14 protein-coding genes are annotated in these 15510 nt (G+C 65.0%); 2 read left to right on the top strand and 12 right to left on the bottom strand.

Annotation, left to right across the window (positions count from 1 at the left end):
- Position 1 precedes the first annotated feature (1 nt).
- From AC1Z32_RS36285 to AC1Z32_RS36255, 7 genes are all read right to left on the bottom strand, one after another.
- Positions 2 to 1327 (bottom strand): MFS transporter, encoded by a 1326-nt coding sequence (locus AC1Z32_RS36285; protein WP_483483690.1) that lies wholly within the window; start codon positions 1325 to 1327, stop codon positions 2 to 4.
- 14 nt (positions 1328 to 1341) lie between these two features.
- Positions 1342 to 2583, bottom strand: coding sequence for an MFS transporter (locus tag AC1Z32_RS36280; protein ID WP_483483689.1), 1242 nt, complete (start codon positions 2581 to 2583; stop codon positions 1342 to 1344).
- Between the two features lie 10 nt (positions 2584 to 2593).
- Positions 2594 to 3745, bottom strand: a complete 1152-nt coding sequence (locus tag AC1Z32_RS36275; protein WP_483483688.1) for a porin — start codon at positions 3743 to 3745, stop codon at positions 2594 to 2596.
- Positions 3746 to 3804: 59 nt separating this feature from the next.
- On the bottom strand, positions 3805 to 5184 hold the full coding sequence (locus tag AC1Z32_RS36270; protein WP_483483687.1) for an MFS transporter: 1380 nt from the start codon (positions 5182 to 5184) through the stop codon (positions 3805 to 3807).
- A gap of 61 nt (positions 5185 to 5245) precedes the next feature.
- The gene (locus AC1Z32_RS36265) at positions 5246 to 6169 is read right to left on the bottom strand and encodes an SMP-30/gluconolactonase/LRE family protein (RefSeq protein WP_483483686.1); all 924 of its coding nucleotides are present in this window, start codon (positions 6167 to 6169) and stop codon (positions 5246 to 5248) included.
- Positions 6170 to 6191: 22 nt separating this feature from the next.
- Complete coding sequence (locus AC1Z32_RS36260; RefSeq protein WP_483483685.1) at positions 6192 to 7139, bottom strand: hydroxyacid dehydrogenase; 948 nt, start codon at positions 7137 to 7139, stop codon at positions 6192 to 6194.
- Entirely contained in the window at positions 7139 to 7837 is a 699-nt protein-coding gene (locus AC1Z32_RS36255) for an RraA family protein (RefSeq protein ID WP_483483684.1), read from the bottom strand. The genes AC1Z32_RS36260 and AC1Z32_RS36255 overlap by 1 nt, the downstream gene beginning before the upstream one ends.
- 167 nt (positions 7838 to 8004) lie before the next feature.
- Here AC1Z32_RS36255 and AC1Z32_RS36250 point away from each other — a divergent pair, with 167 nt between their 5' ends.
- The gene (locus tag AC1Z32_RS36250) at positions 8005 to 8715 is read left to right on the top strand and encodes an IclR family transcriptional regulator (protein WP_483483683.1); all 711 of its coding nucleotides are present in this window, start codon (positions 8005 to 8007) and stop codon (positions 8713 to 8715) included.
- 9 nt (positions 8716 to 8724) lie between these two features.
- Here AC1Z32_RS36250 and AC1Z32_RS36245 read toward each other — a convergent pair whose 3' ends face one another.
- A complete protein-coding gene (locus AC1Z32_RS36245) occupies positions 8725 to 9609 on the bottom strand; it encodes a LysR family transcriptional regulator (protein WP_483483682.1) in 885 nt (294 codons plus the stop codon).
- A gap of 77 nt (positions 9610 to 9686) precedes the next feature.
- Between AC1Z32_RS36245 and AC1Z32_RS36240 the strand changes: the two genes are divergently transcribed.
- The gene (locus AC1Z32_RS36240; RefSeq protein ID WP_483483681.1) at positions 9687 to 10988 is read left to right on the top strand and encodes an aspartate aminotransferase family protein; all 1302 of its coding nucleotides are present in this window, start codon (positions 9687 to 9689) and stop codon (positions 10986 to 10988) included.
- 51 nt (positions 10989 to 11039) lie between these two features.
- Here the strand turns inward: AC1Z32_RS36240 and AC1Z32_RS36235 are convergent, their stop codons facing one another.
- The 4 genes from AC1Z32_RS36235 to AC1Z32_RS36220 are packed head-to-tail and all read right to left on the bottom strand — an operon-like array spanning position 11040 to position 15475.
- Entirely contained in the window at positions 11040 to 11915 is an 876-nt protein-coding gene (locus AC1Z32_RS36235) for a sugar phosphate isomerase/epimerase family protein (protein WP_483483680.1), read from the bottom strand.
- On the bottom strand, positions 11912 to 12931 hold the full coding sequence (locus tag AC1Z32_RS36230; protein ID WP_483483679.1) for an ABC transporter permease: 1020 nt from the start codon (positions 12929 to 12931) through the stop codon (positions 11912 to 11914). Before AC1Z32_RS36230 ends, AC1Z32_RS36235 begins: the two co-directional genes overlap by 4 nt.
- Positions 12928 to 13944: an ABC transporter permease gene (locus AC1Z32_RS36225; protein ID WP_483483678.1), complete on the bottom strand. Its 1017-nt coding sequence runs from the start codon at positions 13942 to 13944 to the stop codon at positions 12928 to 12930. Before AC1Z32_RS36225 ends, AC1Z32_RS36230 begins: the two co-directional genes overlap by 4 nt.
- Complete coding sequence (locus AC1Z32_RS36220; RefSeq protein WP_483483677.1) at positions 13937 to 15475, bottom strand: sugar ABC transporter ATP-binding protein; 1539 nt, start codon at positions 15473 to 15475, stop codon at positions 13937 to 13939. Before AC1Z32_RS36220 ends, AC1Z32_RS36225 begins: the two co-directional genes overlap by 8 nt.
- Positions 15476 to 15510 lie beyond the last annotated feature (35 nt).

Raw genomic sequence — 15510 nt, 5'->3', positions numbered from 1 at the left:
CTCAGACGGTCTCCGTCTTGCTGGTCAACTGCTGGGCGGATCCATTGCGCGTCAACAGCAGCAAGGTCGTCACGCTGACGAGCGTGAGAATCGCGAGCGGCATCAACGCGAGCGCATAGCTGCCCGTCGCTTCCTTGACCCAGCCGTAGACGTTGACCATCAGGCCGCCGCCGAGCAGGTTCGCGATCGCATTCACCGTGGCGAGACCCGCCGCGACCGCGCTGTTCGACAGCATGCCCGTTGCGAGCGCCCAGAACGGGCCCTTGAACGAGTACGCGCCGACGAGCACCGCGCAGAGCATCGCGACGGTCGGCACCAACGCGCCGCTCAACGAGGTCGCGAGCAGTCCCAGACCAATCAGCAGCATCGGAATCACGGTATGCCAGCGGCGCTCGCCGACACGGTCGGAACGGCGTCCCCAATACACCATCAGCACCGATGCCACCGCATATGGAATCGCGTTCAGCAGGCCGGTCTGCATCACCGTGAGGCCGAACGACTTCAGCAACTGCGGCTGCCAGACGCCCAGCGTGCTGCCCGCCGCCGACGCGCACGTGCAAACCAGCCCGAGGCACAGCACATAGCGGTTGCGGAACAGTTGAGTCAGCGGCATCTGCGCGACTTTCTTCGGCGCCTTGTGCTCCGTCGCGAGCGCGTTGATGAGCCATTTGCGTTCGTCTTCGTCGAGCCAGTTGGCGTTTTCCGGCTTGTTGGTCAGCACGAACAGACAGGCGACGCCGAGCAGCACCGTCGGAATGCCTTCGAGCAGGAACAGCCAGTGCCAGCCGCGCAGGCCGCCGACGCCGTCCATTTGCAGGAGCAGCGCCGAGATCGGCGAGCCGATGAAGCTCGCGGCGGGAATCGCCACCATGAACGTCGCGACGATGCGCGCGCGATACGACGCCGGAATCCAGTACGAGAGATACAGCAGCACGCCCGGAAAGAATCCGGCTTCGGCCGCACCGAGCAGAAAGCGCAGCACATAGAAGGTCGTCGCGTTCTGCACGAGCGCCGTCGCCGCCGATACGATGCCCCACGTGATCATGATGCGCGCGATCCAGATACGCGCGCCGTACTTCTGCATCGCGAGATTGCTCGGCACTTCGCAAAGGAAGTACGAGACGAAGAAGAGGCTGCTGCCGAAGCCGAAGACTCGCGCCGACATGCCCAGATCGTGATTCATCTGCAGCGAGGCCATGCCCACGTTGCCCCGGTCGATGAACGCGAGCAGATAGCAGACCATCAGAAAAGGGATGAGCCGCCATACGACCTTTCGTATGGTGCGGCGCTCGATTGCGGATTTCTCCATGACACCAGTAGCTTGCATTTATGTCTCCCAGTCTATTGTGCGCCTGAGCGCTGTTCCCTGAATCGTTGCAATGCGGTAATCGACATGACGCCCGTGGCCAGCACGATCGCCATGGCCGCGAAGGTGTGACGCACGCCGAGCGCTTCCGAGACCGTGCCGACGAGCAGATAGCCGAACGGCATCGTGCCGTTGTAGGCCATGCCGTACATGCCGACGAGCCCGCCGCGCACGTGCTCCGGGCACTGCCGCTGAATGGTTGCGTTCGTCGATGTCGCGGCGAACGTGAGGCTGAAGCCGAGCGCAAAAAACGCGGGGATCGATGCCGATGCCGCCGTGGTCATCGCCAGGGCGAGCAGCGCGGCGACGGCGCTCCACGGCGCCCACGCGATGCATCGACTCGACGCCCGCGGCCCCCACGCCGACGACAGCAGCACCGCGGCGCTCAGTGACCCCGCGCCGGCGCACGCGAAGAACACGCCGGTGAAGCGCGCCGCGTCGTGAAAGCCGCGGTCCGCCAGCAAGGGCACGAGCGTCTGATAGCTGCCGGCGAAGAGCCCGATGCACGCGAGAATCGGCAGATAGCGCGCCGAAAAGGCATCGGACATCACGTAGCCGACCGCATCGCGCAGGCTGCTGTCCGCGCGCGACGGCCGCGCCGCCGCTTGCGGTTTGATCGAACGCACGCAGGTCGCCATGAAGCAGAGCGCGAGCGCATAGATCGCGAACGATGCTTCAGGCCCGAACGCCGGATACACGAACCCGGCAATCGTCGGGCCCACCATTCGGCCCACGTTGTAGACCATCGTGTTCATCGCGACGGCGTTGGACGTGTGACTCGCGTCGCGCAGGCTGGTCAGCAGCAACACCTGCCTCGCGGGCGTCTCCACCGCGCTCGATATGCCGATGGCGAGCGCATGCGCGAGGATCAGCTTCACGCCCAGCACGCCGAGCGCCGACAGCGCAAAGAGGCTCGCCGTCAGAACCAGCGACACCATCAGCACGCACAGCGTCACGCGCTTCGCATTGGCCGAGCGGATCCGCGAACCCGCGACGGGCGCGACGATGATCTGCGGCCCGTACAGCAGGAAGTTGAGCAGCGCGAGAATCGCGGCGGAGCCCGACAGGTGATACACGAGCAGATTCAGCGTCACGTTCTGGGTCCAGCTTCCCAGCACGGACGCGACCTGCCCGCCCAGATAGCGCCGCAGCGACGCCTCCGCGAGCGCCGGAAACAGGCGGCCGGCAAGACCGGGTGGCTGAGCTGCGGTCGTCATGCCATCGCCCTCAGAACTTCTGCCGCATGCCGACGACCACGCCGGTCTGGTTGTAGCCCGGCGCGACCGTGCCGTAGCCGTTCACGCCCAGCGCGGAACCGCTCGTGTTGCGCGCGAAGGCGGCGGTCGCGTAGACGTCGGTGCGCTTGGACAGCAGGTAGTCCGCGCAGAGCACGGCGAGCCACGGGTCCGCGCTCGTCGAGTGGACGTCCTGGTAATAAGCCGTGGCGGTCAGATTGAAAGACGGCGTCACGGTGTACTGCGCGCCCGCCCAGTACATGTTCGCGGCGTTCGCTTCCGAGCCGTTGGCAACGTTGATGGGGCTTGCCGGCAGGAATGCGTTCGACGCGCGCAGATAGCGATAGCCCGCGAAGCCCTTCACGGGCCCGAATACATACGTCGCGGCGGCGGTCGCGCGGCGCTCGGTATCGGTATTCGTCGCGACGGTATTGCTGTTGCGCTGCTCGTAGGACACGCTCGCGGCGAACGGCCCGGTCGCGTAGGTCAGCGCGCCGCTGAAGAAGCGGCCGGTGAGCTGCGCGCCCGGCACCTCGCTGCCGTAGCCCGTGTCGTAGCGCGTGCTGTACATCGCCTGCGCGGTCAGCGGACCGAACCTGCCGGTGTACTTCGCCGAGTTGTCGATGCGCCCGGCCATCGCGTAGTCGACCGACAACGAAGAGTATCGGGACGACGCGCCCATCGGATCGAACACGACGGCCTGTTCGTACAGCAGCGAGTTCTGCCGGCCGAAGGTCAACTGCTGGTCCTTGAACGACAGGCCGACCCACGCCTGACGGCCAAAGAGCCGCGTGGTCGTGGTCGCGTTCGCGCCGAGGCCACGCGTGGATTGCGCGGAGGTGCCGTCGTTCAGGTTGAATCCGCTTTCGAGGACGAAGATCGCCTTCAGGCCGCCGCCGAGGTCCTCGACACCCTTCATGCCCCAGCGCGAGCCGGAGAGATTGCCCGACACTTCGCGCGTTTGCGCGCCGCCGGCGGTGGTGTTGTTGATGTGCTCGACGCCGATATCGGCGATGCCGTAGAGCGTCACGCTGCTCTGCGCATCGGCGGTTGCCGGGACGAAGGTGATGCTTGCTGCCGCGACGGCTCCAAGCGCGATGCTCAGGTTCGAACTGGCTCGCTGGCCGGCTTTCTTGTACGACATGGAGTCTCCAGACTTTGGATGATGACTGCGGGTGATGACTGAGGGTGATGACTGCGCGATCAGGATTTCTTCGCGGAAGGCGCTTCGCCGGCATCGGCGCCCGGATCGCCGAGCCACGCAATGGTCAGCGCGCCCAGCAGCAGCACCGCCGATACGGCGATGAGCGGCACGGTGAAGCCGCCTGAGTACTGCTTGAGGAAGCCGATCATCGACGGGCCGACGAAGCCGCCGAGATTGCCCACGGAGACAATGAGCGCGAGTCCGCCGGCGGCGGCGCGTCCGGTGAGGAAGCCCGAGGGAATGGCCCAGTACGTCGCCTGAAACGCGAGGATGCCGCTCACGGTGAAGCACAGCGCGATCAGCTTGAAGAGCGGCACGTCGACGAACGTGCTGACGAAGAGCGCCACCGCCGCGACGACGAGCGCGCCCGCCACGTACGGAATCCGGTTCTGCGAACGGCTCGCGACGCGCGCCCACCACAGCATGACCACGGCGCCGATCGCGTACGGAATGGCGGTCAGCCAGCCGACCATCGCGTGCCCGACGCCGAATTGCCGGATGATCTGCGGCATCCACAAGCCGACGCCGAGCGAGCCGACGATCCCGCAGAAATTGATGAACGCGAGCACGAACACGCGCCAGTTGGTCATCGCGTCGCGCAGCGTGCTGCCGTGCTTCGCGCCGATGTCGCCCTGTTCGAGCGCGAGACGCCGCGCCAGCGCGGACTTCTCTTCATCGGTGAGCCAGCGCGCTTTTTCCGGGCGATCCGCGAGCACGAACAGACACGCGATGCCGAGCGCGACGGCGGGCAGCCCTTCGATGAGCAGCAGCCATTGCCAGCTCTTGAGACCATGCAGGCCGCCGAGCTGAAGCAGCGCGCCGGAAATCGGCGAGCCGATCATGTTCGCGACGGGAATGCCGACGAGAAACGCCGCCGTCACCTTCGCGCGCCACTTGCCCGGAAACCAGTGCGTGAAATAAAGGTAGATGCCCGGCGTGAAACCGGCTTCGGCGATCCCGAGCAGAAAGCGCGCGGCCGCGAAGCTCTTCGGCCCGACGACGAACGCCGTGGCCATCGAAAAGACGCCCCACGTGATCATGATGCGCGCGATCCACACGCGCGCACCGACCTTCTGCATGATCAGATTGCTCGGGATTTCGAACAAAAAATAGCCGATGAAAAACAGCCCCGCGCCGAAGCCGAACTGCTCGGCGGTGAGGCCGAGGTCCTTGTTCATGGTCAGCGCCGCGAATCCGACATTGGTTCTGTCGAGATAGCTGATGACGTAGCAGACGAAGATGAACGGCAGAATGCGCCGGAAAGCTTTCGCGAGCGTGCGCTCGCTTGCCGCGTAATCCTCGCTGGCGATGGCGGCGTCGGGCTCCTTGCCCGCACGGCGCGCGGCGCGGCCCGCGCCCAGAGTGTGCGAAATGTTCATGCTTGCTCCTCCACCGCGCTTCTTCGAGCGCGATGTCTTGATGTGTGGCCGGACTTCGGTGCTATTTCCTGGCGCGTCTCGGAAGCGGTCCCGCAACGCCCATTCGCGCTTTGAGGATCGTTCCGGACACGGACTCGGTCATGAAAAGCGTCTTCATGTCCGCGCCGCCGAAGCAGAGGTTGGTGAGCGACGCGCCTTCGGGGCTCGTCAGAATCTCGACGGGCTCCGCGCGGTGATTCAGCACCCACGCGCGCCCCAGTCCCGGATTCGCGACGAAGAGCCGCCCTTCGTTATCGACGGTGAGTCCATCGGGACCGCTCGGTCCATACGACGTGAAGAACTGGCCGACCTTGCTGACCGAGCCATCGGCCTGAAGCGGGACACGCCACACGCAGTTGCCGCGCGTCATGCCGACGAACAGCACCTTCTCGTCCGGCGACAACACGAGTCCGTTCGGGCTCGGGCAATTGCCGAGCAGCATGTCGAGCTTGCCGTCGACGGAAAGCCGGTACACGCGGCCCGTCGGATCGTGCAAGCCCGTTTGCCCCTGATCGGTGAAATAGAGATTGCCGTGCGTATCGAACGTGAGATCGTTCACGCCCCTGAAGCGCTCGCTGTTGCGGCGTTCGAGATAAGGCCGCACGTCGCCGCGCGCGATATCCAGCAGCATCAGGCCGTTGCGATAGTCGGTGATGAGCAGATGGTCATCGTCGAAACGCTTCATGCCGTTCGGCTCGCCGTCGTACTGCGCGACGAGATCCCACTCGCCCGCGGGCGTGATCCGGAAGATGCGGCCATGCGGAATGTCGGTCACGAAGAGATGACCGTCCGGGTCCCAGACGGGGCCTTCGAGAAACGAGTCCGTCGCCATGCCGCCGCGATTGGCGCGCGCCCAGTCGGTCTGCGCGTCGGGCTTGCGGAAGGTGTCCGGCATGCGCGTGAATACTTCGGCTTCGCGCACCACGGGCGATGTGAGATAGAACATGATCAACCTTTGCTATCGAACGTCAGGCCGCGTCGCGGGCGTGTTCCGCGAGCACCGCGAGGATGTTGGCCACCGCGCCCTTGCCCATGTTCACGTAGGCGGCATCGCTCACGCCGCCTATATGCGGCGAAAGGATCACGTTGGGGATGTGCTGGAACGGATGAGGCGTGGTCATCGGCTCGATGTCGAAGCTGTCGAGACCGGCCGAACGCAACTGGCCCGAGGCGAGCGCCTCGGCGAGCGCGGTTTCGTCGATAAGACCGCCGCGCGCCGTGTTGACGAGAATCGCGCCTTGCCTGAAGCGCGCGAAGGCATCGCGGTCGAGCATCTTGCGGTTTCCGTCCGTGAGCGGGCAATGCAGCGAGACGATGTCCGATTCCGCGTACAACGCGTCCAGCGCGACGAGCGTCACGCCTTCGGGCGCTTCCTTCGCATACGGGTCGAACGCGACGACGTTCATGCCGAACGCGAGCCCGGCCAATGCGACCCGCCGGCCGATCGCGCCCAGCCCGACGAGCCCGAGCGTGCGCCCCGCAAGCTCGACCGACTTGTGCGTCGACTTGTCCCAGTGGCCTTCGCGCATGCGCGCGTCGAGTTGGGGGACGGCTTTGGCGCACGCGAGAATCAGCGCCCACGTATGCTCCGACACCGCCGCCGCGTTCGCGCCGACAGCCGCGCGCACCGCGATGCCGCGCTCGGCTGCGGCCGCCTGATCGATCACGTCGATGCCGCTGCCGTGCTTCGAAATCACTTGCAGGTTTTCGGCGGCGTCCATGATGCGCGCGTTCACCTTGCCGTAGCGCACGATGATCGCGACCGGCTTGTGCTGCGCGCAGAGCGCGACGACATCGTCTTCGGTCGGCTGCTTGCCTGCATAGACGACCTCGAACTGGCCGAGCATGTCGAGCGCTTGCGGCGCGAGATCGGCTGCCGTCACGAGAACGACGGGCTTGTGCGAAGTCGTCTGCATCACAGTGCCTCGCCTTCGGCCAGCATGCCGGCGGCGCGCAGTTCTTTCTCGACCCAGCCGGGACGCACGTCGCCCTTGTGGATGGCGGCGATGCGCGCGGTTTCCATGTCGAGCTTCTTCTGCGCGAGATCGACGATGCGCGCGACATCCTTGCGCGGAATGACGACTACGCCATCGGCATCGCCGACGACGAGATCGCCCGGATTCACCGCCGTGCCGCCGATGGAGATCGGCGCGTTCACGAGACCCGCGACGCTCTTGGTCGGGCCGCACGGATTCAGGCCCGCCGAGAAGATCGGATAGTCGCCCTGCGCGAGCTCGTGCGAATCGCGCACCGCCGCGTCGATGATGATGCCGGCGATGCCGCTCGCCTTCGCCTGCGCCGCCATGATTTCGCCGAGCAGCGCGCAGGTGACATCGCCCTTGCCGTCGACGACGATCACGTCGCCCGGCTTCGCGATGGCCAGCGCGGCGTGGAGCGCGAGGTTGTCGCCGGGGCGCACTTCGACCGTCACGGCCGGACCGGCGACTTTCATCGTCGGCGACAGCGGCTTCACGCGGCCGTGCACCGTGCCGCGACGGCCAGCGACATCGGCGAGGATGGCCGCCTGATACCTGGCCGCCGCCTCGACGAGTTCCGGCGAGACGCGCTCGATAGTGCGATTGATGGGGGAATTGCCTGTGGACGTCGTGCTCATGAATTTCACCTCAAAGGTCTCGTTGTACTATGTACAACTATGGTGTACGGAGTGAAATTACTATAAAACAGCGACGCCGTGCGAAGCCAGTAGCGTTAACCCTTTTATCAGGTGCAACGTCGTTTTACTGTGTACAATGCGTGGTAATCGAAAACCGGGAGACGGGAATGGGGAACGATGGCGTGGCAGCGGTCGAGAAGGCGCTTTCGCTGCTGGACTGCTTCAAGCCGGGTGCGGAATCGCAGTCATTGGCGGCGCTGGCTCAGGCATCCGGCATGCACAAGACGACCGTGTACCGGCTGATGAACTCGCTCGAGCGCATGGGTTACGTCGTGCGCTCGCAGGCGGGCAACTACTCGCTCGGGCATCGCGTGCTCTATCTGGGCAAGCTTTTCGAGCAGTCTTTTCATCTGTCGTCGGTGGTCGAGCCGGCGCTGCATGCACTGGCCGCATCGACGAAGGAAAGCGCATCGTACTACGTGCTCGATAACGGGCAACGGCTGTGTCTCTTCAGGGCGGAGCCGTCCGAGGGTTTGCGGGAAACGCGGCTCGCGGGCACGTCGTTTCCGCTGGACGACACGGCCATCAGCCATGTGATCCGCTACTGGGGATTGAACGAACCGATCTACGACGCGCCGCCGGCGATGCCGCTCTTCACGTCCGGCGCACGCGATCAGCATACGGCCGCCTTCGCGACGCCCGTCTTCGGCGCCGGCGACAAGTTCATGGCCGCGCTCACGCTTTCCGGGCCCGCGTCGCGCCTGATCGCGGCACATGAAACCGGCGAGCTGATCGAGCCGCAACTGAGCGCCGCCGCCGATCTGTCGCGAAGGCTCGGCGCGAGCGCCGGATTCTGCGAGAAGTTCTACGCGATGTGACGCATCGCGCTACAGCAACGGCAGCGTCAGCCGGATGTGCTCCGCGAACGCCGCCGTCAACAGCGACGGCCGCTCCCGCGCGAACTTCAGCGATATGCCGACGCCCGGCAGCGCGGGCAGTCCGGTATCCGCGTTCAGCACGCAGAGATCGGCGGGCACGGCCGTCTGCGTGATCACGGCGAACGCCTGCCCCGAGCGCACCAGCGCAATGAGCCCCGCGAGACTGCTGCTCGCGTACGCGATCCGATACGCCTTGCCCGCGCGCTGCAACGCCTCGCACGCCGCGATGTGATCGAGCGTGTCCGGGTCGGACAGCGCGAGCGGCAAGGGGTCGTAGTGCGCGGACTCCATCCCCGGGCAGCCGATCCAGACAAGCTGCTCGCGCCGGATGACATCGCCGCCGGGGCTGTCTTCGGGCAGCGAGAGCATCGCGAGATCGAGCGCGCGCTTCTTCAGCTGCTCGGCGAGCCGGGGCGTCGGTCCGCACACGACTTCCACGAGCGCATGCGGATGCTGACTCGAAAACTGCCGCAGCAAGGTCGGCAAAAAGACCGCCGCGTAGTCGTCCGGACAGCCGAAGCGGATGCTGCCCGAGAGCCCTTTTCCGCACAGATCGGCCATCGCCTCGTCATGCAGGCGCAGGATGCGTTGCGCGTGAACGAGCAGGCGCTCGCCCGGATTCGTCAGCACGACGCCACGCCCGGTGCGCTGAAAGAGCGGCTGATCGACGATCTCTTCCAGCCGCTTCATCTGCTGACTCAGCGCGGATTGCGTCCGTCCGATCCGTTCGGCGGCACGGCTCAACGCCCGCACTTCCGCGATGACAGCGAACGAGCGCAGCAATTCGATCTCAAGTGACAGGCTCAAGGTATTAGAACCTCTTCTATCTCGCATTAGAACTATTCGATTCTATAAAACCAGAGCGCCGACTACACTGCAAGTTCCTCTCACCTTCCGCCAGGAGAAGCACGGTGTCCCTGAACAACGACGCAAGCTTTTGGCACAACGCCAGGCAGCATCTCATCCGCTACGGCGGCACGTTCGAGCCGATGATCATCGAGCGCGCCCAAGGCAGCTTCGTCTACGACGCAGACGGCCGCGCGATCCTCGATTTCACCTCGGGTCAGATGAGCGCGGTGCTCGGTCATAGCCACCCCGAGATCGTTTCCGTGATCAGCGAATACGCGGGCAAGCTGGATCATCTCTTCAGCGGGATGCTGTCGCGTCCCGTGGTCGATCTCGCAACCCGTCTCGCCGATATCACGCCCGCCGGCCTCGACCGCGCGCTCCTGCTCAGCACTGGCGCGGAATCGAACGAGGCCGCGATCCGCATGGCGAAGCTCGTCACGGGGAAATACGAAGTCGTCGGTTTCGCGCAGTCGTGGCACGGCATGACGGGCCATGCCGCGTCCGCGACATACAGCGCCGGGCGCAAGGGCGTCGGTCCGGCGGCGGTCGGCTCGTTCGCGATTCCCGCGCCGTTCGCGTACCGCGCGCGCTTCGAGCGCAACGGCCAGTACGACTGGCTCGCGGAACTCGATTACGCGTTCGATCTCATCGACCGTCAGTCGAGCGGCAATCTCGCGGCGTTCATCGCGGAGCCGATCCTGAGCTCGGGCGGGATCATCGAATTGCCGGAAGGCTACATGGCGGCGCTGAAGCGCAAGTGCGAAGAGCGCGGCATGCTGCTGATCCTCGACGAGGCGCAGACGGGCATCGGCCGCACGGGCACGATGTTCGCGTGCCAGCGCGACGGCGTCACGCCCGACATCCTGACGCTGTCGAAGACACTCGGCGCAGGCTTGCCGCTCGCGGCCGTCGTCACGTCAGCGGCGATCGAGGAACGCGCGCACGAGCTCGGCTATCTGTTCTATACGACGCACGTGTCCGATCCGCTGCCCGCCGCGGTCGGCCTGCGCGTGCTGGATGTGGTCGAACGCGAAGGGCTCGTCGCGCGCGCGAACGTGATGAGCGCGCGGCTCAGGAGCGGCCTGCTCGATCTGATGGAGCGCTTCGACTGCATCGGCGATGTGCGCGGACGCGGCTTGCTGCTCGGCGTGGAGATCGTCAAGGACCGCCGCACGAAGGAACCCGCCGATGGCCTCGGCGCGAAGATCACGCGCGAGTGCATGAACCTAGGCCTGAGCATGAACATCGTGCAGTTGCCGGGCATGGGCGGCGTGTTTCGCATCGCGCCGCCGTTGACGGTGAGCGAGGAAGAGATCGATCTCGGTCTGGATTTGCTCGGGAAGGCTATCGAGCGTTCGCTTTGATGCTTCGGCTATCCCTGCGCGCGTCGAGCCGCAGGGATGGCCGCTTCGCCATCAATGATGCGACCTCGCCTTCGCCGCCGCATTGATGCCGCCCGCGATGAACTCGCGCGCATGCTTCGCGAGATCCATGCCGTCGTCCCACAGGTTGCGCCAGATCGCGAGCGTGTTCGACAACTGCTCGTTCACGACTGTCGATGAAAAGCTCTCGAACGTGACGACGCCTTCATAGCCGACCATCGCGAGCGCATGAAAGAACTGCGAAAAGTCGATGGTGCCCGAGCCGAGATAGCCGCGATTGCTTTCGCCGATATGCACGTAGCCGAGCCGCTTGCCGCATTCCAGCACCGGCTGCATGAAGTCCGATTCCTCGATGTTCATGTGATACGTGTCGAGATGCACGACAACATTCGGCGCGTTCACTTCGTCGATCAACGCGAGCGCCTGTGACGCCGTGTTCAGCAGATTACTTTCGTAGCGATTCACCACTTCCAGCCCGAGCGTCACGTTCTTCTTCTGCGCGAATTCGGCGATGCGCTTGAGCGAATCCACCGAATTGCGACGCCCCTGCTTCGTGACCGGCGCTGAATACTTCGCCATCGCGCCGTACAGAATGCCGCCGAAATAGCCGCCGCCCAGTTCGGCAGTAATCGTGATGCCTTCTTCCAGCAACGCGACGCCGCGCGCGACTGTCGCGGCATCTTCGCTGGAGACGTCCGCATCGAATGTCAGTCCGCGCGAGCAGCCGATCTCCAGTCCGTGTTCCTGCAACAGATCGCGCGTCAGCGCGAGGTCCATGACCTTCGGGCCGTGCAGGGAAAGCTCGACGAGATCGAAACCGGCGGCTTTGGTCTGGCTGATCACCTTGCGCGTCGAGTCCGGCGTCAGATCGCCCGCCCATACCAGTGCATGTACGCCAAGCTTGTTCATCGTGCGACTCCCTCCGATGCGGTCACGCGCCTGCGGACCAGTGTCTTCGAAATGCCGTTGGCCCACGCCCAACGGATGAGCATCACAACCAGCAGGAACACGCCCCACAGCGCGGTAGCCAGATGTTGATTCGCGCCGAGCAGATTCAGCCCCGACGCGATGACCTGCAGAATCACCAGCGCGATGACGACCGGCACCACGCGCCCGAAGCCGCCGAACGGATCGACGCGGCCGAGAAAGCACGCGAGCACCGAGATCAGCAGGAACGCCTCGCCATGACCCACGCGCACCGAATTGAACTGCGCCGCCATCACGACGCCCGCGACGCCGCACATCAGCCCGGAGAGCATGTAGATGCGCGTGACGGCGCGCGTCGTCGCAATGCCGGAATAGCGCGTCGCTTCGAGATTGGAGCCGATCATGCGCGTGGCGAAGCCGAGCCGCGAGCGCGTCATCACGACATGCCACAGCACCGCGCAGCCGATGAAGATCCACAGCGGAATCGGCACGCCGATGAACACGCCGTTGCCCATCTCGCGCACGAACGGCGGAAAGCCGGAGATATCGCCGCCGCGCGTGAGGAATTCGCCGAGGCCGCGCAGGAAGATCATCATCGAGAGCGAGACGAGGATCGGGCTCGCGCCTGTTCGTGCGATGACCGCGCCCATCACCCAGCCCGACGCGGCGCCGGTCGCCAGCGCGGCGAGAATGCCGAGCAGAACCGCGAGCGCGCCCGCATCCGCGCCGCCGTGCGTGTGCAGCACATAGGCCATCGCGAGGCCCGAGATATTGGCCGTGAACGTCACCGCGAGATTGAAGCCGCCGGAGATGAGCGGCATCAGCATGGCGAGCGTGAAGAAGCCGAGCTCGGGCAACTGGAACGCGACCGATACGAACGTGCTCGCCGTGAAGAAGCGATCGGACGCGAAACTCATCGCGACGATCACGATGACGAGAAAGCCGAGCAAGCCGGCCACATCGGCGGGAACGAGCGACGCAGACGAACGATCTTTCATGACGATGCCTTTGCATTCTGCGACGCGGCGAAACGCGATCCGACGAGCTTCGCGAAGCCGCCGCTCGACAAAGTGATTGCGACGAGAATGATCGCGCCGATGATCATCTTGAACGCGTAAGGCGAAATGCCGAGCAGGTTCAGGCCGTTCGCGGTGATCGCGGTGAGCAGGATGCCGAGAATCGCGCCGAGGATCGTGCCGCGCCCGCCGCCGAGCCGCGCGCCGCCCAGAACGACGGCGGCCAGCACATCGAGTTCGCGGCCATAAAGCGCGTTGGGCACCACTTCCTGCACGTAATGCGCCTGCATGAGTCCTGCGATGCCCGCCATCATGCCGAGCCAGCCGAACGCGATGTAATGCATCGCGCCGATGTTCACGCCCACGCGCCGCGCGGCCTCGGGGTTGTCGCCCATCGCGTAGAGCTGGCGGCCGGTCGTCGTGCGGCGAAGCAGGAACCACGTCGCGAAAACCATCACGACCATCACGGCGACGGGCAGCGCGAGATTCGCCGCGCCGCTCGAGGTGTCGAAATGCACGATCGACACGCGATCGACCCACCAGTCGGGCAGATCGTAGATCGACACGCCGCCCGTCAGAAACATCAGCCCGCCGAAGAACACGTTGAACGTGGCAATGGTCACGACGATCGACACGATGCGAAAGCGATAGATGATGGTCGCATTCACCGCGCCGAGCAGAAACCCGAAAAACGCCGCGACGATAAAACCGAGCGCCCAGTTGCCGCCGCCGAGCCGCATGACGGTCAGCGCGGTCAGATACTGCACGACCGATGCGCCCACGGCGAAAGAAATATCGATGCCGCCCGCGATCAGCACGACCAGCAATCCCACCGCGAAAATGATGTTGACGGAGCTTTGATTGACGAGATCGAACAGGTTCGACAGCGTGAGAAAGGTCGATGTCGCGAGGCTCAGACCGATCATCATCATGACGATGACGAGTATCAGCAGCGCCTCGATCGAACCGATCCCGAATCTTCGTAGATCAGGCATGGACGTCTCGCTCGATGTGTTCCATGGTCGTCGCGCCCGGCACGTACTCCCCGACGATGCGCCCATTGCGCATGTGCAGGATGCGGTCCGAGTTGAAATAGACCTCGGGGATTTCGTCGGAGATCAGCAGGATCGCCATGCCGAGCGCCGCGAGCTTGTGGATGATCGCGAAGATGCCGGCGCGCGCGCCCACATCGACGCCGACGGTCGGCGAATCCAGAATCAGCAGCTTCGGGTTCGTCGCGAGCCACTTGGCGAGCACGATGCGTTGCTGATTGCCGCCGGATAACGTCGATACGGCATCGTCCGGCTTGCCGATCTTCACGGCGAGTTGCGCGATCCAGTCGCCAATCAGCGCGTCGCGCTTGTGCGAGGAAATGAGCCGCGTGGCGTCGAGCAGATTGTCGAGCACCGCCGCGACCGTGTTGTCGCCGATCGATTGCGGCTGCACGAGGCCGAGCGATAGCCGGTCCTCGGACACATACGCGATGCCCTTGCGGATCGCATCGCGGTTCGAGCGCAGCGCGATCTCCCGGCCTTCGACGCGGATCGATCCCGCGCGCGGCCGCGTCATGCCGAACAGCGACAATGCGAGCTCCGTGCGCCCCGCGCCGAGGCGGCCGGTGACGCCGAGAATCTCGCCCTTCCTGATCTCGAGCGAGATATCCGCGTATTCGCGGCCGCGCGACAAGCCCTGCACTTCCAGCACCACAGGCGCCGATGAGAGATCCGTCCTGCGCACTTCGTAATCGAAGGTGCGGCCCGTCATCAGTTCCGTGAGACGTGTTTGCGTCATGCCTTCGGTCGGGAACGTGCCGACGTATTGACCATCGCGCAGCACGGTCACGCGCGTGCAGACTTCGAGCACTTCCGCGAGCCGATGACTCACGAACACCACGGCGATGCCGTCCGCCGACAGGCGGCGCACGATCGCAAGCAGCGCCTCGGTCTCGGCGTGGCTGAGCGAGGCGGTCGGCTCGTCCATGAACACGAGGCGCGCGTCGCGCACGAGCGCCCGCGCAATCGCCACGATCTGCCGCTGCGCAATCGACAGCGAACGCACCGAACGATTCAGATCGATGGTGACGCCGAGCCGCGCGAGAATCCGCCGCGCCGCGTCTTTCATCTTCCCGTAGTTGACGAAGCGCGGACGGCCGCCGAGGTTCTGCTCGAACGCGATGTTCTCCGCGACGGTCATCTCGGGAAACAGTGCGAGATCCTGCCAGATCACCTGAATGCCGAGCTCGCGCGCTTTCGCCGGATCGAGTCCTTCGATTGACTCGCCGTCCATCAGCATCACCGCGCCTGGCTCAGGCTGATACACGCCGTTGATGATCTTGATGATGGTGCTCTTGCCGCAGCCGTTCTCGCCCGCGAGGCAAAGCACTTCGCCGGGCATCACGTCGAACTTCACGGCCTTCAGCGCCTTCACGCCGCCGAAGACCTTCGAGATGTTGTCGAGCTGAAGCAAAGGCGTGCGGCCAGCTTGCGCGGCAACCGCCTGCGAGCCGGTGGACGCTGCGTGCATCATGAAACGCTCCCTGCCGGGTGCATGCCGCGTTCGCC

The sequence above is a fragment of the Caballeronia sp. 11_S32 genome (genome assembly GCF_056930355.1).
This window is presented reverse-complemented; position numbering and strand designations above follow the sequence as displayed.